Annotated in this window: 22 protein-coding genes and 1 other RNA gene; 12 read left to right on the forward strand and 11 right to left on the reverse strand. The window is 42.7% G+C overall.

The window, feature by feature from the left end:
• Window positions 1–95 precede the first annotated feature (95 nt).
• Complete coding sequence (locus tag L3V43_RS02730; protein ID WP_010372325.1) at window positions 96–476, forward strand: DUF3192 domain-containing protein; 381 nt, start codon at window positions 96–98, stop codon at window positions 474–476.
• A 68-nt stretch (window positions 477–544) separates the two neighbouring features.
• Here L3V43_RS02730 and L3V43_RS02735 read toward each other — a convergent pair whose 3' ends face one another.
• The 4 genes from L3V43_RS02735 to L3V43_RS02750 form a co-directional block, all read right to left on the reverse strand.
• Complete coding sequence (locus L3V43_RS02735; protein ID WP_102057391.1) at window positions 545–1,447, reverse strand: diguanylate cyclase; 903 nt, start codon at window positions 1,445–1,447, stop codon at window positions 545–547.
• A 9-nt stretch (window positions 1,448–1,456) separates the two neighbouring features.
• Complete coding sequence (locus L3V43_RS02740; protein WP_237115774.1) at window positions 1,457–5,098, reverse strand: response regulator; 3,642 nt, start codon at window positions 5,096–5,098, stop codon at window positions 1,457–1,459.
• Between the two features lie 122 nt (window positions 5,099–5,220).
• Complete coding sequence (locus L3V43_RS02745) at window positions 5,221–6,621, reverse strand: PhoH family protein (RefSeq protein ID WP_010606061.1); 1,401 nt, start codon at window positions 6,619–6,621, stop codon at window positions 5,221–5,223.
• Window positions 6,622–6,779: 158 nt separating this feature from the next.
• Complete coding sequence (locus L3V43_RS02750) at window positions 6,780–6,917, reverse strand: hypothetical protein (protein WP_227386905.1); 138 nt, start codon at window positions 6,915–6,917, stop codon at window positions 6,780–6,782.
• On the opposite strand from L3V43_RS02750, the gene rapA reads away from it, so the two are divergent.
• The 4 genes from rapA to L3V43_RS02770 all read left to right on the forward strand — a co-directional run bounded on the left by rapA (window position 6,916) and on the right by L3V43_RS02770 (window position 12,824).
• Complete coding sequence (rapA, locus tag L3V43_RS02755) at window positions 6,916–9,813, forward strand: RNA polymerase-associated protein RapA (protein ID WP_211866896.1); 2,898 nt, start codon at window positions 6,916–6,918, stop codon at window positions 9,811–9,813. The genes L3V43_RS02750 and rapA overlap by 2 nt on opposite strands.
• A gap of 103 nt (window positions 9,814–9,916) precedes the next feature.
• Window positions 9,917–10,570, forward strand: coding sequence for a bifunctional tRNA pseudouridine(32) synthase/23S rRNA pseudouridine(746) synthase RluA (rluA, locus tag L3V43_RS02760; protein WP_199539662.1), 654 nt, complete (start codon window positions 9,917–9,919; stop codon window positions 10,568–10,570).
• 197 nt (window positions 10,571–10,767) lie between these two features.
• A non-coding RNA gene (ssrS, locus tag L3V43_RS02765) (6S RNA) lies at window positions 10,768–10,950 on the forward strand.
• Between the two features lie 515 nt (window positions 10,951–11,465).
• The gene (locus L3V43_RS02770) at window positions 11,466–12,824 is read left to right on the forward strand and encodes an L-cystine transporter (RefSeq protein WP_237115773.1); all 1,359 of its coding nucleotides are present in this window, start codon (window positions 11,466–11,468) and stop codon (window positions 12,822–12,824) included.
• Window positions 12,825–12,870: 46 nt separating this feature from the next.
• Here L3V43_RS02770 and L3V43_RS02775 read toward each other — a convergent pair whose 3' ends face one another.
• On the reverse strand, window positions 12,871–13,320 hold the full coding sequence (locus L3V43_RS02775) for a response regulator (protein ID WP_010372351.1): 450 nt from the start codon (window positions 13,318–13,320) through the stop codon (window positions 12,871–12,873).
• A gap of 78 nt (window positions 13,321–13,398) precedes the next feature.
• Window positions 13,399–15,729 carry an ATP-binding protein gene (locus L3V43_RS02780; RefSeq protein ID WP_206472197.1) on the reverse strand — a complete coding sequence of 777 codons (2,331 nt, stop codon included), beginning with the start codon at window positions 15,727–15,729 and terminating at the stop codon, window positions 13,399–13,401.
• A 153-nt stretch (window positions 15,730–15,882) separates the two neighbouring features.
• Here L3V43_RS02780 and yacG point away from each other — a divergent pair, with 153 nt between their 5' ends.
• The gene (gene yacG / locus L3V43_RS02785; RefSeq protein ID WP_029215840.1) at window positions 15,883–16,125 is read left to right on the forward strand and encodes a DNA gyrase inhibitor YacG; all 243 of its coding nucleotides are present in this window, start codon (window positions 15,883–15,885) and stop codon (window positions 16,123–16,125) included.
• Between the two features lie 80 nt (window positions 16,126–16,205).
• On the opposite strand, the gene L3V43_RS02790 is transcribed toward yacG, so the two are convergent.
• Together L3V43_RS02790 and L3V43_RS02795 are read right to left on the reverse strand one after the other, a co-directional pair.
• Window positions 16,206–16,514, reverse strand: coding sequence for a helix-turn-helix transcriptional regulator (locus L3V43_RS02790; RefSeq protein ID WP_010606054.1), 309 nt, complete (start codon window positions 16,512–16,514; stop codon window positions 16,206–16,208).
• 366 nt (window positions 16,515–16,880) lie between these two features.
• Window positions 16,881–17,342, reverse strand: coding sequence for a Spy/CpxP family protein refolding chaperone (locus L3V43_RS02795; protein WP_102057397.1), 462 nt, complete (start codon window positions 17,340–17,342; stop codon window positions 16,881–16,883).
• A 207-nt stretch (window positions 17,343–17,549) separates the two neighbouring features.
• On the opposite strand from L3V43_RS02795, the gene L3V43_RS02800 reads away from it, so the two are divergent.
• From L3V43_RS02800 to L3V43_RS02810, 3 genes are read left to right on the forward strand one after another with little or no spacing between them, the layout of a single operon-like run.
• Window positions 17,550–18,236: a response regulator gene (locus L3V43_RS02800; protein ID WP_102057398.1), complete on the forward strand. Its 687-nt coding sequence runs from the start codon at window positions 17,550–17,552 to the stop codon at window positions 18,234–18,236.
• A 3-nt stretch (window positions 18,237–18,239) separates the two neighbouring features.
• Window positions 18,240–19,601, forward strand: coding sequence for an ATP-binding protein (locus L3V43_RS02805; RefSeq protein ID WP_102057399.1), 1,362 nt, complete (start codon window positions 18,240–18,242; stop codon window positions 19,599–19,601).
• A 2-nt stretch (window positions 19,602–19,603) separates the two neighbouring features.
• Entirely contained in the window at window positions 19,604–20,566 is a 963-nt protein-coding gene (locus L3V43_RS02810; protein ID WP_237115772.1) for an alpha/beta hydrolase, read from the forward strand.
• Here the strand turns inward: L3V43_RS02810 and L3V43_RS02815 are convergent.
• Window positions 20,518–21,363, reverse strand: a complete 846-nt coding sequence (locus L3V43_RS02815) for a cation diffusion facilitator family transporter (protein WP_174169892.1) — start codon at window positions 21,361–21,363, stop codon at window positions 20,518–20,520. The genes L3V43_RS02810 and L3V43_RS02815 overlap by 49 nt on opposite strands.
• 323 nt (window positions 21,364–21,686) lie before the next feature.
• On the opposite strand from L3V43_RS02815, the gene trmL reads away from it, so the two are divergent.
• Window positions 21,687–22,151 (forward strand): tRNA (uridine(34)/cytosine(34)/5-carboxymethylaminomethyluridine(34)-2'-O)-methyltransferase TrmL, encoded by a 465-nt coding sequence (gene trmL, locus L3V43_RS02820; RefSeq protein WP_010606048.1) that lies wholly within the window; start codon window positions 21,687–21,689, stop codon window positions 22,149–22,151.
• Window positions 22,152–22,254: 103 nt separating this feature from the next.
• Here trmL and L3V43_RS02825 read toward each other — a convergent pair whose 3' ends face one another.
• Together L3V43_RS02825 and L3V43_RS02830 are read right to left on the reverse strand one after the other, a co-directional pair.
• The gene (locus tag L3V43_RS02825; protein ID WP_010606047.1) at window positions 22,255–22,848 is read right to left on the reverse strand and encodes a CBS domain-containing protein; all 594 of its coding nucleotides are present in this window, start codon (window positions 22,846–22,848) and stop codon (window positions 22,255–22,257) included.
• A 47-nt stretch (window positions 22,849–22,895) separates the two neighbouring features.
• Window positions 22,896–23,171, reverse strand: a complete 276-nt coding sequence (locus L3V43_RS02830; protein WP_010606046.1) for a hypothetical protein — start codon at window positions 23,169–23,171, stop codon at window positions 22,896–22,898.
• 418 nt (window positions 23,172–23,589) lie between these two features.
• Between L3V43_RS02830 and cysZ the strand changes: the two genes are divergently transcribed.
• On the forward strand, window positions 23,590–24,315 hold the full coding sequence (gene cysZ / locus L3V43_RS02835; protein WP_010606045.1) for a sulfate transporter CysZ: 726 nt from the start codon (window positions 23,590–23,592) through the stop codon (window positions 24,313–24,315).
• An 80-nt stretch (window positions 24,316–24,395) separates the two neighbouring features.
• A complete protein-coding gene (locus L3V43_RS02840; RefSeq protein WP_102057401.1) occupies window positions 24,396–25,613 on the forward strand; it encodes a glycerophosphodiester phosphodiesterase family protein in 1,218 nt (405 codons plus the stop codon).
• The last annotated feature ends 115 nt before the right edge of the window (window positions 25,614–25,728 follow it).

The raw sequence follows: 25,728 nt of genomic DNA on the forward strand, positions 1-25,728 counted from the left end.
TGGCAAAGAGTTTGCACTCTTGTGATAATTAAAGCAAAAAATAAATGGCTGTTTGCATTACTTGCTCAGCAACAAAATTAAAAAGGAAAACAACAATGAAAAAATTAATGTTAGTGGCTGCGCTTAGCTCTACTCTATTATCAGGCTGTATCGTTGCTGTATCCGACGGTGAAGTAGAACACGGTTGGGCTTCTGAATACAACTCGTCTAACTGGGAACATAAACAGCGTAAAAATCGTGAAAAGATTGCCAACCTTGAAATGGGCGCGTCTTACTCATCAGTAAAAGACATGTTTACAACCCCTGATTTTAGCGAGTTGGTGTCAAAAGACGGCGACAACTATCAAGTGCTGTACTATGCAACCAACAGCAAACACTCAGACGGCAAAGTAACAAAAGATGAGTGCACGCCATTGGTATTCAAAAACAACCAACTGGTTGGCTTTGGCGACAACGCACTAAAGCAAATTCAGTAAGACTTTATCGCACCAAGGATGGTGAATAATGCGGATATGCTTTAGCCCCCGCATATGGCTTTAGATATTTATAACACTTTAATAAAAACCGTACTTTGCTGTTTTTGTGCAACGGCAAGTGCGCTATCGGCCATTTTGATCAGCTCACCGAGCTCATTACTACAGTGATTTTCAATATGAACTGCACCAATACTAACACTCACATGCGCACATATGGGTGAGGCAATATGGGGGATTTTTAACGCGTTAACCGAGTCGTGCAACGCTTCTGCTATTTCATTAATTATGTCGATATTATGCTGAGTTAGCACCAACGCAAAACGGGTACCGTCAAAACGGCCAATAAATAAAGAACGTCGGGTTGCGGCTTCTTCTAGCGCTTTGGCGACCTTAAATAAGCAGTCATCACCATGCATATAGCCATAATGCTCATTAAACGTTTTAAAATAGTCCACCTCAACCAGCATTACGGTAAACGCACTGCCATCAGCTTTTGCGCTCTCTAAAGCTGATTTCATCGCTTCATCTAGATACCTGCGATTGGGCAACTCTGTTAAACCATCGATAGAGGCTAGCTTTTCTAGCAGATCATTTTTCTTTTTTATTGCTAAATGGTTTTTGATTCTGGCTTTTACAATCAAAGGGTTAAAGGGTTTAGTAATATAATCCACTGCCCCTAACTCCAAACCTCGTGCTTCATCTTTAAAGCTCACACTACCGGAGATCACGACAACGGGAATACCGTAAGTGCTCGCATCCTTTTTCAGGCACTCTAAAACAGCAAAGCCAGCGCCGTCAGCCATTAACACATCTAAAATAATAAGATCTGGTTTGCTTACTTTTAGTTCATCAATACATAACTTAGCGTCAGTGCTATGGGATAACCGATGACCGTCACCTAATGTATTACTTAGGACCATCTTATTTATTGGGTCATCATCAATAATAAAAATGTGCTCAGCTTGCTGCATCTTATGACGCTACCTTTTTAGCTCGATAAAGCACACCACCTGTGAAAGTGCATTTGTTAACACATCCAAGTCAGTGCGATTTGTTATTGTTGTGATCGTTTTGCTTTGCGTTTCAAGGTCTTTTGCAACTTTCGCCAGTCGCTTAAAACCCAGACCAGCAGCTGCGCCCTTAATTCCGTGTGCTAACTCGAATAATGCTGAACCTTGCTCTATTTCAGCAACCTGTTCTAGGTAATCATGGCAAAGTTTAGCAAATTTATCTAACATTGTTTGCAAAAACGTTTCATTTTGCATCATTTGTGATAAAGCAAACTCATAATCGAAAAAGATTTCTTCTGTTTTATCTGACTGGAAAATATTACTTGCCAATGCCTTGCACGCCTGTGTGCTATTGATCGGCTTTACCAAATAATCATTCATGCCAACGGCTGTGGCTTTCGCCCGCTCTTCTTTACTTGCATTGGCGGTCAAGGCGATAACGGGCAGCTCAGTTTCAGACCATACGGCTCTGATCTGCTTGGTCGCTTGATAGCCATCAATGTTTGGCATATGGATATCCATCAGGATGATATCTGGTTGCAGTGAGCGGCAAACTTCCTCAATATGTTCCGCGCTTTGTAGCCCTACGGTAGAAATACCATTCTGCTTCAACATATTCTCAGTAATATCCAAATTTAAGTTGTTATCGTCGACCACCAAGCAAAGCGCACCAGCAACTTGCATACACACGTTGTCGACGGTTTGCGTCATATGGGCAAACTCAGCAAGCCAAGTATAAGCTGATTGGTAAAACACACTTTGATTAAGCGCAATATGGTTACTTTGCTCAGGGAATACCCCTTCACAATGTAGTAGTAATGCGGTATTTTCTGGTAGCGCATAAGCGGGGTCAAGCGAGGTTTCCGGCGGAATAACAACAATAGACTTGTCGAGCTGAGCATGCATCGCGTGCAATCGCTCAACAGATAAAGATTCCGCAAGACCAGCAAAATAGCTTGGTAAGCTATGTGCTTCGGTGGTGAGACAGTAAACTTCTTTGTGACTATCCACAACTGGACAAGCGCCTTTATCTAGCACCAATTCAAAGAAAAAGCAGCTTCCTTCGTTCGGGGTTGAGTTAACCGCAATATCGCCACCTAAGAGTGCAACTTCTTGCTTCACAATCGCAAGCCCCAAACCAATGCCTTCGTGACGACGTGTGAAGCTTTCATCACCTTGGGTAAATGCATCAAAAAGGTGTTCAATCTCTTGCGATTTGATCCCAACTCCAGTATCCCAAACAGCAAACTTTATGGTTTGTTTTGCAGCTCTATCATTAACTAACGCCACCTTCAAACCAACCTTCCCTTGATTGGTATACTTTACCGCATTGCCAAGCAGGTTTACCAAGATTTGCTTTACCTTATCTTCATCACTGTACAGGTAAGGCCAAACTTGAGGGTCGACCTGTAACTCAAATTCCAAATCTTTTTGTATACATAAAGGCTTAATTAGTGATTCTATCGTGGTAAATACATGACAGGTTTGAAATGTCTCGTATTGAATTGTACCTTGGTGGCTTTCAACTTTGGCAAACTCTAAAATACTGTTGAGCATGGTAAGCAGCTCATTTGCAGCCCCAGAAAGCTGCTGCAGTTTTTTATTTTGAACTCGAGTCAGCGTCTCACTTTTGATCATATCCGCCAGACCTAATATGGCATTTATCGGCGTTCTAATTTCATGGCTGATATTCGCGATAAAGCGACTTTTGGCAAGCGTTGCGCGCTCAGCATCTTGCTTCGCTAACAACAAACCGGTTATATTTTGAATATGGATAACGTAATACTTAGGGCGCTTATTTTTATCCCAAACTAACGAAATACTCAATTGTAACCAGCGGTGCTTACCCGACTGTGAAATCATGTGTTCAACGACTTTCTTTTGCTCTTTTAATAGCCCAGCTAAGACAGGCTTTAGCTCTTGCCAGTTTTGTTCGTCAAACAAGCGTTCCAGCTGCTTTTCTCCCGTATTCTTATCAAGTGACAAGTAACGTTTGGCAGCCTTGTTCATCTCCAAAATTTTACCGCTGATCGCAGCCAAAATGACGCCATTAGGTGCAAACTCAGTCGCAGCCCTAAAGTTTTCTTCAGAGTCTCTTAGGGCATTATATGCCTCTTGTGCGGCGGTAATATCTCTCGCAACCCCCAAACAACCGATGAGCTTTCCAGTTTCTGATTTTAATGGAGTGATTGTCAAAAAGTAGGTATTTGCTCCAAGGACAAAGTTCGTTGCCACTTGTTCTTGCGAGCGCTCCATCGCCACTTCTTGTTCAAGTAATATGGTTAATCCAGATGTCACTTCAGGTTGTGTTTTCGCAACCAAATCCGACTTATCAACCCCCATAAACTCTTCAAACGCGCGATTACAGCCTATGAATGAACCGTCGATATTTTTGAAATAGATAATATCGGGCACTGAGTCAAGCACTGCATTAAGTAAAGCCGCTTGACGCTCTTTTGCCTCAAAGCTTTGCTTTAATGCCTGTTGTTTGCGTTTAATTTCGTCATCTAGTTCTTGATTATGTTGCTTAAGAGTATGCATTAAGCGCGATTTTTGCTCCACCACCTGCTTGATTTGTATAAACCAAGGTTGCCATTCTGAGGGGATGGGATAATTTAAAGTGGCTTGTGGTGTATGCTCTTGCAAAGATAAATAATTCACAAAATGCTTTAAAGGTCGGACAAATATTTGTCCGCTTAACCACACAATGGTCACAAAGGTAAAAAGAATAAAAAACAGTAATAATGCAAGTTCGAGCAAGATCTCCTGCTGTAGCGGAGCGGCAAATTGCTCATAGCTTTCATGATAGTTTAAGCTAATAGGCTCTTTGGCGGGCTTTGCAATAAAGTGCAGTCCGTACTGCCAAGGTGCTGATGAATTCACAACACCATCGTGGTCGTGGTCATAACGCTTCCCCGCGATAATCTCATCGCTTTGGTTTTTAAATTCCATCGTACCGTCTAAGGAGCCGATGTTTAACAACCACCTATCAATAATATCGCTATCGTAGATCATCAATACATGGGCGTTATCCACCGTTGATAATTTCTTACCGAGCGCAAACATTTGTCTATCGAAAAACTTCACGGGTGGACCAACGACTATATTGCCCAAGCTAAAGTCGGGTTCGAACTTACCTTGAACTAACCGGGTGATGAAATGGCTGCTTGACGCATCTCGACGCTTAACATACGCAAAACCATCATCTTCTATGTATGCGACCGCATACAATCCACCTTGCAACGCGAGTGCGGCATCAAAAGCGGTATTAAGCGATAATACGGTTTGCCATCGTTTAGTGGCAAAAAGCGCTTCACTGACTTGCCCACGACCAACAATCTCTCCACCATTGTTTGGTAACGCATGATAATAATGTTCAGGGTGTTGCTCTATATCTTCTAACCACTCTGGCGGCTTTTGAAAAGAAATTGGCTGCGCTAGGTTAACGGCGATACTATCAAGAACGACATGTGCAGCATAAAACTCTTGTTTCAGCTGCTGAGAAACATATTCATACTGGCCAAAACGTACTTTGTACTGGCGTTCGAGTTTAATTTGATAGAGATGGTAAGCTAAGACGAGGACAAGTAGGATGGGTATTATTACCGCCACTAAAATTCCCTTTCGGTAACTTTTTAGTGGTAAAAATTCTTTTGTCGCATCCATTTACTGGCTCGTTCCCGTTTGCACACAGTGTTAGCAAAAGAGTAACGAGCCAGTCGGCTCAAGGCAAGTTATAAATTTTCTTCAGCAAAACTTGCCAAGCGGCTTCGTACTACACCGTTTAAGTTAATGGTAGCGCTACCTTCAAAGTCTTTAAAGCGCTCGACAATATAAGTTAATCCTGATGTCACTGGGGTGAGATAATTACTATCAATCTGGGCGAGGTTTCCCGTACAAATTAATTTGGTTCCCTCACCGCAGCGAGTGATGATGGTTTTTAACTGTGATGCCGTTAAGTTTTGGCTCTCATCTAAAATAACGACTGCATTTTGAATACTTCGGCCACGCATAAAGTTCACCGATTTGAACTGAATGTTCGCCTTTTCCATAATATAGTTTCGGCTAGTCACTGGGCTTTCATCGTGTTTGTGAAGCACTTCTAAGGTATCTGTGATTGCCGCAAGCCAAGGGGCCATTTTCTCTTCTTCCGTGCCTGGTAAAAAGCCAATACTTTCAGCTATTTCAGGCGTATTTCGCGTCACAATTACCTTGTCGTAAATTCCTTTTTCGATGATCATTTCAAGCGCACTGGCAAGCGCCAATAAGGTTTTTCCGCACCCCGCAGGTCCTGTTAATATCACCAGCTCAATGTCAGTATCAAGTAATGCATCCAGCGCCATACCTTGGTTGATATTCTTCGGTTTCACTCCCCATGCTTGACGGTGCATCAAACGTTCAACGCCTAAGTCTTTTAATCGAATGTGCTCAGAATCGTATCCCACAACCCGAGCTGCGAAGTGATTAGTATCATCTATCAGATACTCATTACAGAACACATCTGGTACGAGTGATTTTGGCACATCATGAACCGTGTATCGCCCTTCCTGCTGCGTTTGACACTCACCAACATTTTGCCAAAAATCGCCTTCAACCTTTTTAAAGCCACTGGTTAAAAGCGCAATGTCGTCAATCAGCTGATCGGTACGATAATCTTCAACATACTTGAGTCCAGCGCCTTTCGCTTTCAGTCTCATATTGATGTCTTTGGTAACCAGCACCACTTTTTTGTCGCTGTACTGAGTTTGCAAATGTACCGCACAATTAATAATGCGGTGATCATTTTCGTTGCCGGGTAACCCGGAGATGGAATCAGGAAACAAGTGATCGTTTACAATAATCAATTTACCTGAACAAGGCGTTCGGTGACTTTCTATCCTCAATGTTGGTAGCGCTACCCCCTCTAGCATTTGCTCTGGTGTTGCATCGCGAAGCACATCATCTAACCCACGAATGGCAACTCTTGCGTCTCGGCTCACGTCACTCTTTCGATCTTTAATGTGATCGAGTTCTTCAAGGACAGTCATGGGAATCACAACATCGTGTTCTTGGAAGGAAAGGTAAGCGAGTGGTTCATGGAGAAGTACGTTGGTGTCGAGCACGTACACTTTATGGTCTTTGTCTTGTTTTACCATAGCGCATTCCTGTTGTTTACAGATTATTATGCTATACCCAATACACAACACTGCGGTTAATTATGTTTTGGGTATAGTTCAAGTTTAGTCTATTTGTCGCAAAAGTCGCTTTTATGACAGTAGAAAATCCAACTTGCATATTCATAAAAAACAACTAGTTAGCGATTGCCATGCCAACTAAATAGAAAAGGCGTCAGTGCCTGATAAATAAAGGCTTGAGTCACTGTTGTGTATTGAACAAACCGACATGAATAGGTAACATAGCCGCCTTTTTTCTGCATAGACGAGATAACCATGAATTTTTCCTTAGGTCAGCGCTGGATCAGTGATACGGAATCAGATTTGGGATTAGGTACAATAGTGGCACTTGAGGGGCGTCAAGTGACTATTTTATTTCCCGCTAGCGGAGAAAACCGTGTTTACTCAGTACAGGAAGCGCCTGTAACTCGAGTTGTATTCAACCCAGGCGATGTGATCCGCCATGTTGAAGAGTGGGAACTACGTGTTGACAGCGTGGAAGAGCAAGATGGACTATTTTGCTATCATGGTACTCGAGTTGATAATGAAGAAGAGACTTCATTCAAAGAGACCTTTCTGGATCACTTCCTCAAGTTCAATAAACCTCAAGATCGTCTATTTGCAGGCCAAATCGACCGTTTTGATCGCTACACACTGCGCTATCAAACTTGGCAACACCAGTTTGATAAAGAACAATCTCACCTTAAAGGATTGATAGGTCAGCGCGCTAGCCTTATTCCACACCAGCTCTATATTGCCGATGAAGTCGGTAAGCGCTTTGCACCTCGCGTACTTCTGTCTGATGAAGTGGGCCTAGGTAAAACCATTGAAGCGGGCATGATTTTACACCAGCAAATTCTCTCTGGTCGTGCCAACCGCGTGTTGATTGTGGTTCCAGAAAACTTACAACACCAATGGTTAGTTGAGATGCTACGCCGCTTTAACCTACACTTTTCTATTTTTGACGAAGAGCGTTGTAGCGAAGCTTATGCAGATGCACCGAATGTATTCGAAACAGAACAACTAGTACTGGTTAGCCTAGAGTTTATTACCAAAAAGCGCCGCTGGTTTGAACAAGCCACACTCGCTGATTGGGATCTACTGATTGTTGATGAAGCACACCATCTGACGGTCACAAAGGAAAAGCCAAGCACTGAATATCAACGTATTGCTGAGCTTTCTCAAGACATTCCTGGACTTATCTTGTTGACTGCAACACCTGACCAATTGGGTCACCGCAGTCACTTTGCGCGTTTACAGCTACTCGATCCAGACCGCTTCTACGACTACGACGTGTTCGTTGAAGAAGAAAGTCATTATAAAGAAGTCGCAGAAGCCGCAAACAACTTACTGCAAGACAAAAAGTTAGATGCAAAAGAAGAACAAACACTTTGTACACTGCTAAAAGAAACCGATATTTCTGAGCTACTAGCAAAGGCACAAAGTGGCGATAGCGACGCCAAAGCTGAAATCTTGTCTATGCTACTAGACCGTCATGGTACTGGCCGTATTCTATTTAGAAATAGCCGCAGTGGCATTGATGGCTACCCAAGTCGTTTGTTACATCAATACCCAGTACCTTTACCGAAGCAATACAAAACAGCAATGTCGGTAATGGGTAACATTGGTGGTATTCAAAGTCCTGAATTTAACGCGATGCGTGCTTTGTTCCCTGAAAAAATCTTCCAAGAGTTTGAAGGTGAAGGAAGCAGCTGGGCGCAGTTTGACCCGCGCGTCGAGTGGTTGATTGCTAAATTAAAAGAGTTAAAGCACGAAAAAGTACTGCTTATTTGTGCCAAAGCGGAAACCGCAATTAGCCTTGAACAAGTATTACGTGAGCGCGAAGCGATTAAAGCGGCGGTGTTCCACGAAGGCATGTCTATCATCGAGCGCGACCGCGCGGCAGCGTTTTTTGCTGATGAATATGATAGCGCGCAAGTTTTGCTCTGCTCTGAAATTGGCTCTGAAGGTCGTAACTTCCAGTTCTCACATCATTTGGTGCTATTTGATCTACCGCTTAACCCTGACTTACTTGAGCAACGTATTGGTCGTCTTGACCGCATTGGTCAAAAGCACGACATCAATATTCACGTGCCTTACTTTGAAAGTACCGCACAAGAAGTATTACTACGTTGGTATCACGAGGGCTTAGATGCGTTTGAAACCACCAGCACCACGGGGCAAATGCTGTATAAGTCTTTCTCTGATGATTTGTTAGCGCTGATCGCTGAGCACAACTGTGACGAAGACGAATTAGATCCTCTATTGGAGCAAGCCGCAAAAGAAAACGCACAGCTGCGCACAAAGATGGAGCAAGGTCGAGACCGCCTACTTGAGCTTCACTCAAGTGGTCAAGGTAAAACAGATAATATCGTTGCTGAACTTGAAGCTCTTGATAACGACGTAATTTTGCCTGCGTTTATGATTAATGTGTTTGATACTTTTGGTGTTAACCAAGAAGACAAAGGCGAGAATACGATTATTCTCAAACCTACCGAGCACATGCTTAACCCTTCTTTCCCTTGTTTGAAAGACGATGGCATCACAGTGACTTTTGACCGTAACACCTCACTGTCACAAGAAGACGCGCATTTCATCAGCTGGGATCACCCCATGGTCAGCGGCGTAATGGATATGATCTGTAACGATGACTTTGGTTGTGCGTCAGTGGCACTGCTTAAAAACAACAAGCTACCTGTCGGTACTTTCTTTGTTGAAATGATCTTCGTTGCAGAAGCTTCTGCGCCTAAGTCTCTTCAAGTAGGTCGCTTTTTACCGCCAACACCAATTCGTGTTCTAATGGATAAAGGTGGCAATGACTTAGCCCAAAACGTGGCGTTTGATGCATTCAATCAACAGCTTTCTGCCGTTGGCAGACAAACCGGCAGCAAGCTAGTTAATGCGCTACAAAGCGCTATTCACCCGCTTATTACTCAAGCTGGCGATATTGCACAAACTCAACTTGAAAGTATTCAAGCCAACGCGATGGATAAAATGCAAAAGCAATTAGGTGATGAGCAAGGTCGTTTACAAGCACTTAAGGCTATCAATCCGAACATCCGTGATGAAGAAGTTCAAGTATTTGATAAACAAAGGGCTGAGCTGAGCACACACATTGAAAAAGCGCAGCTTAAGTTGGATGCGATTCGTTTAATTGTGGTTGCAAACCAGTAAACCTCCCACACCGAAAGAGAGCTGCGGCTCTCTTTCTCGCTACCGCTCACTTAGCAACTCATATATAATACCCGGCTTCGTTCTGTTCATGCTGAGGCAGCTGGTGTTACTAAATTACGCTCCCCCCCTTTCTCCCTATCTTGATATTTTGTACCAAGATGAAGATATGCTGGTGATCAACAAACCAAGCGGGTTACTCACCGTACCTGGTAAAGATCCAAAGCATTGGGACTGCGCTATCGCCAGAGTGAATTTTGTCTACCCTACGGCAAGAATTGTGCATCGCCTTGATATGGCAACATCCGGCGTGCTGTGCCTTGCTATGAATAAAGCAGCGCATCGCCATCTGAGCATTCAATTTCAAGACCGCTTAACCCGCAAACACTACATCGCCCGAGTTCATGGTAAATTACAACAGCAAACGGGTTCTGTTGATTTACCGCTGGTGTGTGATTGGCCTAACCGCCCAAAGCAAATGGTTTGTCATGAGACCGGTAAACCTTCGTTAACGCATTTTGAAGTCATGGAATATGAAGCACAGGCAACACGCGTTAAGCTAATCCCCATCACAGGACGTTCTCATCAACTCAGAGTACATATGCTTTCGCTTGGGCACGTTATCCTAGGTGATAGGCTATACGCTACGGGAGAGGCGTTAGCGGCGGCTTCACGTCTACAGTTGCATGCAGAGATGCTGCAAATTTCGCATCCAACAACTGCTGAGATGATGGCCTTTACCGCACCGGTTCCTTTCTAAGTAACCTGTTTACTCTGTTAGTTAGAAACGGTCCAGAAGCTGTGGCCTTCGAAAAATTAAGCAAATTTAGCGTTGCCAGCAAACGCTCAGATTAACGTTTGCTTAGTCACTAAACAAAGCGAGTAAAAAGCACGCGGTTAACACATAAATTGCATTACTATGGTTTCGTGATCGGCAGATGTTTTATATACTGTAATTGTTCCCTAGCTCGTAGGACAGCTGATTAAGTCCCTGAGCCGATAAATTTCGTTTAGGATAGCAGTTTGTTTACTATTGAGCATGCTCGGCATGTACCGAGAAGCCTACGGTAGGCTGTTGCTCTCCGCCTTGAACCTCAGGGTTCAAGGGCTGACATCGGCATCCGCGAAGCCGGGGAACAACCTTTCCCACTCTACGCTTGTCATTGCCTCAGAGCTAACTCGCTTTTACACCTACTCAATAAACCGTATAACCCAACTCCATACTATAAAAGCGGCCACACGGTTAACGTCGCAAAGCAAAAGAAATCGCGAAATAAACTCTAGAAAGGAGTCGCGAGATAACGCTAGAAAAGAGTCGCGAGATAACGCTAGAAAAGAGTCGCGAGATAACGCTAGAAAAGAGTCGCGAGATAACGCTAGAAAAGAGTCGCGAGATAACGCTAGAAAAGAGTCGCGAGATAAACTCGCTGCTACGAAAGATTATTGTAAGCTAAGTGCATATCTCAGTGTTTTTAATTACTATGAGTTAGTACCAACTCACTACAAAACATCTTTATATGAAAGGAAAAACCATTAAAAACTTTCATTTTTATTGATAACCTTTTGTTCTATTCCATAGTCAAAGAATATTTTAGCCAAATCAACAAAACCTCTATAGTAGCGCGTTATTTTCATATATTTCGAAAGGTATTCTGATGTCTTTTGCTGTTATCGCCGCGTTTGCGGTTTTTATTGCCATACTTTTCGGTCTTTATCGCTTTCAACAGCGCTCCGAAACCCTGTCACGAACGGTATTATTAGGCTTAGTTGCGGGTAGCCTATTTGGACTCGCCTTACAATTTGTTTTCTCAGGTGACTTAACCACCAAACAGACCGTACTAGATTGGGTTGCGATTGTTGGTAGCGGCTATGTCAATCTTCTCAAAATGGTGATTATGCCATTGGTCTTAGTTTCTATGATTGCCGCGGTCGTAAAATTAGATAATCAAGGCTCTCTTGGAAAGATTTCGTTTGTCACCATCGCAATTTTAGTTTTTACCACGGCCATTGCAGCGCTCATTGGTATTTTTATCACTCAAGCATTTGGTTTAAGCGCACAAGGCTTAGCTGAAGGTGCACGCGAAACGGCCAGAATAGCGGTACTTGAAGAACGTGCAACAACCGTTGCCGATTTAACCATTCCACAAATGCTGCTTAGCTTTGTACCAACCAATCCGTTTGCTGACTTGACTGGCGAGCGCTCGACCTCGATTATCGCAGTGGTGATTTTTGGTGTGTTAACTGGTATTGCTGCTCGTAGAGCCATCATGGAAGAGTCAGATTTAAGTAGTCCAATAAAAAATGCAGTTGAAGGCGCACAGGCAGTTGTGTTGAGATTAGTACGTATGATCATCGCCCTTACACCTTATGGTGTAGCTGGTTTGATGGCCAAAGTGATCGCCACATCAAGCATGGCTGACATTATTAGCTTACTCGGTTTTATTATTGCCTCTTACGTTGCCATTTTACTGATGTTTGTGGTGCATGGCTTACTAGTTACTTTGGTTGGTGAAAACCCAAAGCATTTCTTCCAAAAAATTTGGCCTGTTTTAACTTTTGCTTTCACCTCTAGAAGCTCCGCGGCAACCATCCCATTGAATGTTGAAGCGCAGATCCACAAGCTTAATGTTCCCCCTGCGATTGCAAACCTTTCTGCATCGTTTGGTGCGACAATCGGACAAAATGGCTGCGCTGGCATTTATCCTGCAATGCTTGCTGTAATGGTTGCGCCGACTGTAGGAATAGACCCGTTCGCACTCGACTTTATTGTCTCATTAGTGGCTATGGTTGCAATTAGTTCGTTTGGTATTGCGGGTGTTGGAGGTGGTGCCACTTTCGCGGCGTTGGTGGTACTGCCTGCGATGGGACTACCAGTGACAATTGCAGCGCTGCTTATTTCTATTGAGCCACTAATTGATATGGCAAGAACGGCACTCAATGTATCGGGCTCAATGACCGCAGGTACAGTGACAAGTCGCTTGTTAAAGCAAAAGCATACCAACGAAGCTATTTAGTGCTATAACAGCTTAAGGGCCAGCTAGTTATTCTGGCCCTTCACTTCTAATCGATCACGAGCTTTGCAGTGCCAAGCCAAAAGGACAGCAAGGACTTCATTGAATCAACCAGCTCATGATATTGAGACGGTTTGGTCATATAAGAATTTGCCCCAAGCAAGTAACACTGTTTTATATCTAGCTCAGAATCCGATGTACTGAACATAATAACCGGAATATGCTTAAGGTTTGCAGCCCCGCGCATCTCAGCCAATACATCTTTACCGCTTTTTCGTGGCATATTTAAATCAAGAATAATAAGGCTAGGTAATAGCTCAGTGCTATTGAGTTTCTCAATCAACTCAACGCCATCACTTACGAATTGTAACTTAGCCTCCATCACGCCGTTGTCTTCAAATGCATCACGGATTAATTCTTGGTCGTCGAAATCATCATCCGCAACCAAGATATAGTTTACAGAGTGAAGCTGTTTAATTAAATCATGATGATGAACCATACACACTCTCCTTAAACTCGCATTAACCTCGAGTTTGTATGCTGATATCAGAACCGCATCAATGGTTCTACAGCTAAGTTAACTCTCTTGCGCTGAAATCGGCAAGCTAAAATAGAAAGTAGAGCCTTGCCCTACTTCCGTTTCGACCCATATGCGACCATGGTGTCTTTCGACGATTTTTTTACAAATAGCAAGTCCAAGTCCTGTACCGGCATATGCGCTACGGCCATGTAATCTTTCAAAAAGATTGAAGATCTGCTCACTAAATTCAGGATCAAAACCAATCCCGTTATCCTTAACGGCAACGATCAGTTCATTTGCTTTACGTTCGCTGCTAATCGAGACCCGCGGCGTTCTTTCTGGCGCACTAAATTTAATCCCATTATTGATTAAGTTTAGCAGCACGCGTTGCAACTGCCTACGGTCTCCAAAAACATCACCAAGCCCTGTGGTATCCACTTGAGCGTTTGACTCTTTAATCACTAACTCAAGATCCAGTAAGGTTTCAGCTAACGCATTATCGCCATCAAATGATTTAAATGACTCACCTTTACGGTCAATCCGTGAAAAACTTAGTAGCCCTTTGATCAACTTTTGCATTCGCTCCGCAGAATCCATCATACGCTTAAGGTAGGACGCATGTCTTTCATTTAGTCCCTCTGCAGAGCATTGGATCCGATCACCGAACATTTGGATTTTTCTAAGCGGCTCTTGTAGATCATGGGATGCTAAAAAGGCAAAACGCTCCAGCTCTTGATTCGACTCATGTGCTTTTTCAAGTGCTATCGTCAGTAATTGCTCAGCAGTACGACGCGAAGTGATCTCATTTTCCAACGCTTCGGTACGCTTAGTAACTTTTTGCTCTAGAATTGCATTGAGCTTTTTATATCGCTCTGATTTAGCCAACACATAATTAACCAACGTATTACGAAATTTCAATGCACAACTTACTTCAGCTTCCGTCCAAGGGTGAGATTTGCACTTAACATTCTCGACCCACAACTTAAACGAACTACGCGGCATTAAACGGTGGCTACCATCATCCAAAAACTCAATGGATTTTTCAGGCTTCCCTCCCCAGTTTTTGGTTTGAATAACTTCCTTTCTAAACCACATAATAAAGTGATTAGCATCCGCAGAAAGTGGCATCAATAGCACGCCACTCGCCGTTTTCGCAAATGTTTTAAATGTTTCGTTAAGTTCACCTAAGCTATGACAATAAAAAATGGAGTCATCACCAAGTTGATGCTCCGCAAGCCAGCGGTAGATACTCTCAATATCCGCCTTTGCAGGAGTTTGCCCGTAGCACTCCAAATCACTTTCAACACGCCACGCAACACCGCTGGATTTCATCATTTCTTGCAATGCCGCGGATTCATAGCGCAGGCCATCTACAAAAAAGATCTCTTTTGCCATACGCTCAGTAACAGACGAGCTCAATGTCAGGGCTTTGGCTTCTGCCATTGCTTCTAAAGACGAAATTTTAAGAGAAATTAAGTAAGATAGCATCAGCCCCATATACTGAGCGACTTCACGGATGTTAAATGGCACTACGTGCTTTTCGTAGTGGTGGCAGGCAATCAGCCCCCAAAGCTTACCAGCAACGATAATGCTGATAGACATGGTTGCCTGAACGCCCATATTGCGTAAATATTGGCAGTGAATTGGCGAAACACTACGTAAAATACAGGCACTTAAGTCAATTGGCTTATCTTGCGGATAAAGCAGTGAATTTTCACTGTCAACATCAGCAAGCAAACGAATAGGGTTTCTTAAATATAGCGCTCTTGCTTGCTTTGGAATGTCAGACTCAGGAAAATGTTGGTTTAAAAAGGAATTAAGATCATTACGCTTCGATTCTGCGACCACCTCACCATTATACTCGTGATCAAATTTATACAGCATCACCCTGTCAAATTGCGTTAACTCTCTAATTTCTTCCACAGCCATCTCGAACGAAGCTTGTAAAGATTGAGAATCAACCATACTAGACAGTGAGTGCTTCATAAGGTGTTGCATTGAATGATTGATTTCAACGCCTTGCGCCGTGTTTTGCTCAAGCTCTAAAATGAGACCAGCTTCGTTTTGACTTGCAACTACAGAAAGTTCAACCCACTTTGCATCCTTGGTTTTTATGGTGGCCGTCATCGGATTCAAACGATGGATTTCAGAGGAGTTAGCATTACTGGCTAACAACTCAAAAAAAGGAGACTCAAAAATCGTTTCAGCATGAGTATTGACTAAAGCGCTAGGCTCAAGCCCTACAAGTTCGGCAAAATTTTCGCTAAAGTAGCGTAGTGTTAATGTGTTGGTGTCGAATAGCAATAAATAGCCATGCGGCTGAATTGAACCTGGAATATGAATTGGCTCTTTATGACAATTGTCTAGTGTTGCTTCGAACTTCTCCACCTTTTATACATCCTCTCCTTTTACCTAGCTTTACCATCCTATCACGGATCCCCACCTAGCATGCAAGCTGTTCAGAGTAGATATGCGTTCAGTTCACAAAGCGATAAAATACGATTAGACTTACACAATCACGAAGTAAAAAGTAAGTGTATTATGACAACCACAGTAAAGTGTCCAACCTGCCAACAGGCTGTTGAATGGTCGGATAAAAGTCCATTTCGTCCGTTCTGCTCAAAACGCTGTCAATTAATTGATTTAGGTGATTGGTCTGACGAATCAAATACGATTTCTACACCGATGAAAAGTGGTGAACTTACGCCTCAAGATGCGGAAAGTTTGATTGAAGATATAGAAGCGATGCTGGCAAAAAACAACGAAAACTTTTTTAAAGAATAAATCTATAGGCCGAGTATTTCGGCCTTTACTCACTCATAACTACTTGCTTAGAAAAGCAAAAACCAAGCACAGTAAAATCACTAGTCACCTTGTTCTACTTGCTCTTCTTCCGTCTTTGACTCTGAACTTCTCACTTCATTTTGGTAAGTTTTAGCAATATGCCCTGCTCCTTCCAAAATATCACTTAATTGGATCCGACAAATTTCCGACAATTTAATTAAGGTACCTAAGCGAAATGAGCTTGTTCCGTTAAGATAGTCGTCTAGTGTGGTGAGACCTATTCCGAGCTTCTGGCTAATGGTTTTTTTAGTATAGCCTTTACGCTTTTTGAGTTCTTTTAGCAGTTCTCGGATCCTAAGTGTCACCTCGTATTCTTCAGGTGTCTGCATGTCTCCCTCAGTGATACCTAGTAACAAACAGCCAACAACAAAGAATACCCTTAGTTACTCAGAAGAAAGCAAAAGTTATTGGAAAGTTTGTGCGCGTAAATTAAGAATTTTTCAATTCGACACTATTTCAAAGAGTTGTCCGCAGACTTGCTAGATGTACTCTTAATCGAAAAATATCACAACGCAAACATGTTATCAACATGTAACTTAAACCAGTACAAACCGTTGTAATATTTTATACACTGATTCCAAGGGGTCAGTTCTCTACATCAATCTGGAATACAAGCTCTCATTTTATAGGAAGGTGACAAAGGCTTGAAAATAATAAGGTCCTTACTGGGAAGGTAAGGACTAAGTTAGAAAGACTTAATTTGCTTTTTTATGGCCTTTGTGGCTACGACGTGACTTAAGTGCTTGGAGCTTATCGCGCTGCTCTTCATTCAATACATGGAATACTTTGTGACGAGTTTCCATTGAAAGTAGCGCCCACGCTTGCTTTTTATCTTGGCCTTTTTCCAGTAAAAGTTGCGCTTGAACCTTATCAAAGGCTGGGGCTGCCATAAGTGCTTTCATTTCTTCACGATAAGTTGAATGTGCTTCTTTCCCGCTTTCTTTTAACGCTTTTTTTGCAGTTTTGTAATCCGCATAAATCGTCTTTAGTTGGTCTTGCTGCGCTTCTGTTAGCTCTAATAACTTCTGGCCTTTATCAGATAGTAGCAACCTTGCTGAGTGCTCAAGCTGCCCGCCCATAGGTCCCGCGTTTGCAGTGAAGCTAAAAGTCGATACACCAAGTGCTGTAACTAATGCTAAAGTAGATAGTAATTTCATGGTATTGGCTCCTTGTTCGCCATTGCTTTGTCACTTCCAAATTTAGCAAGCACAAAGAAAAGGAACGTCAGACAGAGGTAAAGTTTTGTCAGTGCTTTGCAAAAAAAAGCAAAGGCAATTTACATAAGGCGTTGAAGTAAGGTGTAATATGCTAGAGCCGAACTATTCAGGCCAACGCCAATCAACAATGCTGGACTAAGTATGACAATGAAACATTCCATTTTACTTATTGATGACGACCAAGAACTTTGCAGCCTGTTAAAAGAATACTTTACTGCAGAAGGCTTTGAAGTGGCGATGGCCCACACAGGAACAGAAGGTCTACAGCTGGCATTAAAGCAAAATTTCGACCTGATATTGTTAGACGTAATGCTTCCCGAAATGGATGGTTTTGAAGTACTAAAGGCGTTACGTGTCCAGAAGATGACACCTGTTATTATGCTAACGGCAAAAGGCGATGACTTTGACCGCATCTTTGGTTTGGAGCTAGGTGCTGACGATTATATTCCAAAACCGTTTAACCACCGCGAACTACTCGCACGCGTTAAAGCTATTACCCGTCGCGTCGATCATTATAAACAACACAGCCCGGATGATACCTTTACTATCCACCAGCTGCGTTTAGATGTTGCTTCGAGAAGCGCTACTGTTAATGGCGAGGTGCTGTCGCTGACGGGCACCGAATACGAGGTACTACACTTGCTGGTCAGAACTGCAGGAGAAGTGGTCGACAAGCAGACAATTTCACGACAAGTATTAGGCCGGCCACTCGTGCCTTATGATCGCTCTATCGATATGCATGTCTCTAACGTTCGCAAGAAAATTGCCGCATTAAGTGAACACACTTATATCAAAACGATCCGCGGCGCTGGCTATATTTTTCTAAAGGCGTAATGAATGAAGCGGTACTTACTTGTTAAGGTTTTTGCCTGGTTTTGGCTCACTATCATTGCCACTATGTTGTTGTTGCTTGGGATCAGCATGCTACAACCTGATGTTGTAGAAACTCACCGCATCTCAAAACCCATGCTGCAAAATCTAAAACAATTAGAACAAGCGTTAATACGCGCAAGCGAGCGCCCCAACTTTGAGTTGAATAAGGTCGCCAAACTGCGTAAAAGAAAGGCTCGAAATATCTACTTGAGCCACCGCGATGCCGAAAAAAGCGTTGCCGCCGATCCCAATATAAAAACGCTGAATTTAGATTTACTCAGCTTTACCGAAGATGCCAAACCGGTCGCTATTTTTACCCCAGAGTACAAGGCTTTTGGCCCCCTAGAACTTACACTTCAAGGTGAAAGTTATCGTCTTTATTTAATTTTTGAAAACCATACCCCAAGTGCACTCATCAAATTAAGAACCCTACCGCTTTGGGTAAAAATCGCGGTCGTGCTAGGCGCAAGCTTATTACTGTGTTTTTGGTTTACTCGAGATCTATTGTCGCCAATTAAAGAGCTACAAAAAGCCGCTGCAAAACTTTCCCGTGGAGAATTGTCGAGCAGAGCCGATATAAATACCAAGCGCCAAGACGAGCTCGGTCAACTGGGTCATGATTTTAACTTAATGGCTGATAAATTAGAGTCTTTAGTTAACAATCAAAAACGCTTGCTTGCTGATATATCCCATGAACTACGCTCACCGCTCACCCGCTTACAAATGGCCACAGGCCTCGCTGCAGGCCATGCCACAGCGCAAAGCCAAAGTTATATCGAGCGCATTGAACGTGAAGCTCAGTTAGTTGAAAATATGCTCAGCGATATTTTGCATTTATCTAAGCTCGAAGCGGATCAAGTGCCAATCGATAAGCAGATAATTAAGTTCAATGAGCTGCTCGACCCGATATTGGAAGATGCACTGTTTGAGGCACAACAATTAGGGAAGGACCTTGTCGTCACAGCACTACCCGAGGCAACACTTTATGGCGACCCAATGCTACTTAACCGCGCATTCGAAAACATTATTCGTAACGCAATTAAGTATGCGACTAGCCTTATTAATGTCGATATTGAGAGTGACGGTAATCAGTTGCTATGCACTATCAGTGATGATGGTAAAGGCGTAAGTGAAGACATGCTCGACAAGCTTTGCATTCCATTTTTCAGAGTGTCGAGCGCACGTACGCCAAGCAAAAATCAAATGGGCGGGTTTGGGCTGGGTCTTGCCATTGCGCAGCACGCGTTAAAAGTACATGATGCCCATATCGAATTTAGTAATAATGTTGGTTTGCAAGTCAGCATTCGAATTCCATTACACAGGTAGCCATGTTTTATAGCCAAAGTCAGCAACTTGAATCACACCTTCCGGAAATTGATGAGCACTGGCAAGGCTGCCAAAAAGGCTTTTTTGATACCCCTCATGGTAGGCTATTTTACGCCTACCACATTCCAGAAAGGGCAACGTTCAGCCTGGTGTTGGTTAATGGCCGTATTGAGTCTGCTCATAAATACAGAGAATTGCTGTGGGAGTTTGCGCAAAACAACATAGCGGTATTTACCTATGACCATCCAGGACAAGGCTACTCGCCGCGATTACTTAAAGATAAGCAAATCGGCTATGTTAGACGCTTTGAAGATTATGCTGCAACGCTGCACTGCTTTATGGATCAAATCGTTGCCAAGCAGAACACCTTGCCACTTTTTATATTGGCACATTCAATGGGCGGTGCCATTACCTGCGATTATTTAACATTATTTGCGCCTCATAACATAGAGGGAGTCTATTTATCAGCCCCGATGCTTGGGATCAATACGACTCCCTACCCGACTTGGTTTGCCGAGGGACTGGCGGGCGCAGCTTGTTTATTTGGACTAGGTAAGCATTATGCATTGGGACAGGTGCACTACCACAACAAACCTTTTCAAGATAATGACCTTACTGATTGTCCAATTAGATATGCGCTATTTAGAGGTTTGTACGATCAATTTCCCGAGCTACAACTCGGTGGTGTTAGCTTTGCTTGGTTATACACGGCTCTACATAAATGCCGCTCGTTTCAAGATATTAAGCTAGATCTACCAATCCGTATCGCGACAGCCAGTGAAGACAGCATTGTTGATAATCAGGCGCAAAGTCAATTTGCCGCGCACAGGGATAATGTGACAGTTACAGAGTTTATCGGGAAACATGAACTACTTTGCGAGCAAGATAATACCCGCAAAGCCGTGTTAGATGATTTTTATGCGTTTACAGACGAGCTACTTAGTGCTAAAGAAACTGGGTCTTGATGGATAAGCACGTCCATCTCACAATCAAACTCTTCTTTAATGCTAGCAACCACCTCATCCGCAACCTGATGCGCTCGCATCAGCGGCATATCGTCATCAAGCTCTAGATGCAGTTGAATAAACTTGATTTTGCCACCTTGCCTGGTACGCAAATCATGTACTCCATAAACGTCCTCATGACTCGACGCGATAAGTATGATCTGGGCTTTTTCTTCGTCTGGCAGCTCTTTATCCATTAAGTGCGCAGCACTTTCCTTGGCAATATCCCAACTGTTATAAAGTAAATACATCGCCACCAAAATACCAAAAATCGGATCGGCGTAACCTACACCATAAAAGTTAAGCAATACCGCTAGGAGCACCGCGAGGTTTAATAAAATATCGCCCTTATAATGTAACGAGTCGGCCTTAATGGCGATGGACTGCGTGCGTTTAACGACTTGATACTGCACCGCAACCACCAACAAAGTACAAACTATCGCAAATAAACTCACCCACACACCAAACAACGAATGTGGAATTTGGGTTGGATTGATAATGCGCTCTACGCCATGAAAAGCCAATAAACTCGCAGAGCCCGCGATAAAGGCCGCTTGTCCAAGCCCAGCTAATGCTTCTGCCTTTCCATGACCAAATCGATGATCATCGTCCGCAGGACGCAGTGCGTAGCTCAGTACAAAGAAATTCATTAAAGAGGCGCTAATATCAAGCAGTGAATCAGTTAAAGAACCGAGCATAGCGGCACTACCTGAAGACAGCCAAGCCCAACACTTAGCTGCGATCATCAATCCCACCATTATGATGGTAAAGACACTTGAAAACCTAACCCAAAACTCATAGCTGCGATCCACTGGCACCTCATTTCTTCATATTATTTAATCTGACGTTTGGCTAACTGAAATGATTAGTCGTCAAACCACTCGCAAAATGCCACGGCATCGCGATGCTACTATATTACAGGGTAATGCTTTGAAATGAAAAACAGATTACGGTTGTATAGTTTTTATCAACAGTCGTACTTTAAAAACTGGGTAATGGATTTCGCTCTATCAAGCGCAGCACATATAAATGTCGACAAGTATCAGCTATACTGCCGGGCAAAATTTAATTGAGGCCTATCATGTTAGATATCGTTTTATACCAACCCGAGATCCCGCCTAATACAGGCAATATTATTCGTTTGTGTGCTAATACAGGATATTCACTACACCTGATAGAGCCGCTAGGATTTGAATGGGATGATAAACGGGTAAGACGTGCAGGCCTTGATTATCATGAATTTAGCGAAGTAGAGCGTCACCCAAACTTTGAAGCATACTTAGCCAAACGAAATCCAAAGCGAGTATTTGCTTGCACGACAAAAGGTAGCAAATACCATCATGAAGTAGCCTATGAAGCAGGTGACTGCCTATTGTTTGGCCCTGAAACTCGAGGTTTGCCAGAAGACATTATTTTTTCACTGCCTGAGCCTCAGCGAGTTCGTATTCCAATGCGCCCCGATAGTCGCAGTATGAACCTATCTAATGCTGTTTCCGTTTTTGTCTATGAGTCTTGGCGACAACTCGGGTTTGCTGGCGCAAAGTAAAAATAGCGCCTAGCCTCTGCTGCATAGGAGCAAACTTGAGGCACAAAAAAGGCGCCTTACGACGCCTTGCTAACTTTAATTTACATTAACTATAGGGATTCTTTTAAATTTCTGCGTGGTGCAAAATCGTACCAACAATATCACTGAATTTATTTGCTGGTTTCATTGAGTTTACTGCACGTCCACAGGCTTTCATCATATCGATTAGGTCAAAATAACCGACTGGATGCTGAGTCACTTCATCAATAACAAGTAAAAACTCGAAGCCACCTTCTTCCATTGTTTTAAGCACATTGCCAACCACAGTTTGGCTAGTTTGTTTTAAGGTGATTTGACGAAGATCTGATAGTGGGATCATGACATCATTGACGTTTAAATCACGTCTTGTACAACCGCGTCTTTCTGCAATACTCAACACGTAGCGACTGCCAATTCTTGCATTAGAGATCATACCAACAAGCTTTTCTTTGCTATCAACGACAAAGCTTGCTCTGCGGTGCGTTTTGTCCAGCACTAACGTAGCTTCATCTATGCTACTGTTTTCATCAATATGCTGCATAGGTGCCAAATGTAGATTGTGCATTAGGCAATGTGCTGGCGCTTGCTCTAGGTTGTCAGTGTTACAAGCTGGGAAGTTATTTTCAGCAAGTTCATAATTTGCAACAGGTTGAGTTTTCAATACTGTGTAAGTGTTCATAGATCACCTCTATCTTTAAAATTAATTAAGCACGGAAAAGAACTAAATTAATTTGCGACAGGTGGTGCTCTAATAGACTCACATACTGAGTTTGAATAAGAATAGGTGGGTTGCGATTGCGCTATGATAAAGCTACTAGCAACCACGAAACGATGGGTTGTTGATACAACGCAATCATCTAAATCAGGGCTGGAGTTCGAATTGTCTAGGTCAACAACGATAGGCGCGATTGAAAGCGTGGTATCACATTTAGCAGCATCGGCCGTTGACACTGTCAACAGACTCAACATACAAAATGTAATCATCCAACGAATTAACCGCATAGTATTCTCACTTCTACTGCCTTACTTTGAGTGTATGGGCAGTTTCTTGCGTTTACAAGTATTATTTCTAATCTATTTACTAAGCTTCTAAATATACTGAGGTTAATTTTCATACGCACACTCAGGCACTATGTGGGCTGAGATGAATTGTTACTAATCTCCTATTTGTAGCCCGCTGTTTAGCGTTATACTAACGCCAACATTTTTGGTATGTGCCTTAAATCAAAAGAATTAAATCATACCAATTTGCTTAATTAAGTGAGCTATTTTGGGGCGAGAAAACCTTGTCGATAACCAGGCGAAAACTTTACTATTTAGTTGTTCTAAATGAGAAATTTTTAACGCAGTTAGCGTCAGATTTGCTCCTTCAAATTGAGCCAGTATTAAGACTAATTGGTATTACAACACGAGGTGTACAGTGCAACTATCACGCGGTATCGAGTACTTTATTGCCGGTTTTTCTTTAATCACCCAAAAAGGATTAAAACGTTTTGTATTTATTCCTTTAACAATCAATGTACTGCTATTTGGTGCATCACTCTTTTTTCTTTATGACTGGCTGACTCAAGGATTTACTTATCTCAACGGATTGTTACCAGATTGGCTCAGTTGGCTGGAATGGCTAATGTGGCCAATTGCTATCTTAGTGATACTTTTCAGTTATAGTATGATTTTCACGGTGATAACCAACTTTATTGCTGCGCCTTTCAATGGCTTACTCTCCGAAAAAGTAGAACTTTACCTGACCAACCAACATATCAATGATGATAAGTTAATTGATACCATAAAAGATGTGCCGCGAATGTTGGGTCGAGAATGGACCAAACTCTGCTACTACCTTCCACGTGCACTCGGCTTTTTCATCTTACTTTGGATGCTGCCTATCGTTGGGCAAATTTTATGGATTATGTTTACGTGTTGGATGTACAGCGTGCAATATAATGATTATCCGTTTGATAACCATAAAATTCATTTCAAGCAAATGAAAGATGATTTGAAAAGTAAACAAGGGCTGTCTTATGGCTTTGGCTTTGCGGTGTTTGTACTGACCTCAATCCCATTTGTTAACCTCATCGTGATGCCCGTTGCCGTTTGTGGCGCCACTAAGTTGTGGGTAGAGAACTATCGTCAGCAATATCGTTAAACAAATTGAGGTATGACATCGGACTGTAAAAATTCCATGATTTACTTACGCCTTTTACGCTTTGTTAGAATGAGGCAGGTATGCGCCAAATAATATGGATGATATGGTTGGTGGTTACGCTAACGGGATGCCAGGCAACAAAGCAGTTTGATGTCGGTACACGGCCTCAATTTTTAGTCTCGCAACTTCCAGATGGTGAGCTTAAGGAAAAGCTTGCAAGCTGTTTAGATAAACCAATCAAGCGCACACGTTTTTCCATTGGACATCGCGGTGCACCACTTTTCTACCCTGAGCACACCAAAGAATCATACATTGCCGCCGCAAAAATGGGAGCTGGCACGCTCGAATGTGATGTTACTTTTACGAAAGACAAGACTCTCGTTTGCCGCCATGCACAATGTGACCTTCATGCGACAACCGATATATTGCTACAACCTAAGCTTGCTAGCAAGTGTAGACAACCCTTCACACCAGCGGATCCAGACTCTGGTAAACTTGCGTCTGCTCAATGCTGCACCTCAGACATTACCTTAGCAGAATTCAAGCAACTAAAAGGAAAAATGGATGGTGTGAATACTCAAGCAACCACAGTAGCAGAGTTTGTCAAAGGCACTCCCAATTGGCGTACAGATCTTTATGCCAGTTCTGGAACCTTAATGACCCACAGTGAAAGCATTGCTTTATTTAAGCAACTTGGTGTAAATATGACTCCTGAGTTAAAAACACCAGAAGTGCCAATGCCATTTAATGGGTTAAGCCAAAACCAGCTCGCACAAAAAATGTTAGACGAATATACTGATCACAATGTCCCCCCATCTCAAGTTTTTCCACAATCCTTTTCTTACCAAGATATTCAGTACTGGATAAAGCATGCACCAGAGTTTGCAAACCATGCCGTATTTCTTGATGGTAGAGAAGCTGGCGAACATTTTGATATTAACAAACCAAGTACTTGGCAACCGTCAATGGAAGACTTAGCCAAAAATAAGGTAAAAATTATCGCCCCACCAATTTGGATGTTAATTAGCGAAGATAAAAACGGCGATATCATTCCGTCGCAGTACGCCCTAGCCGCTAAACGTGCAGGATTAAAGATAGTTGCTTGGTCTTTAGAGCGCTCAGGCCCTTTAACGAACGGCGGCGGTTGGTATTATCAATCTGTAAAAAACGCAGTTAAGCATGATGGCGATATACTTAGGGTGTTGGACATATTGGCAAAACAAGTTGGCGTAGTTGCTGTATTTAGTGACTGGCCTGCCACCACCAGCTTTTACGCCAGCTGCATGGAAATTGAGTAAATCAGTTGCATTAGACTAAGACCCATTAGAAAGTCATTAGCACCTATTTAAAAAACTGAAAAATTTAGGTTTGTAAGTCCACAACAAAACCACCAAAATTGATGTGAGTGTTGCT

Source organism: Pseudoalteromonas sp. L23 (genome assembly GCF_021728455.1).
Taxonomy (GTDB): Bacteria; Pseudomonadota; Gammaproteobacteria; order Enterobacterales; family Alteromonadaceae; genus Pseudoalteromonas.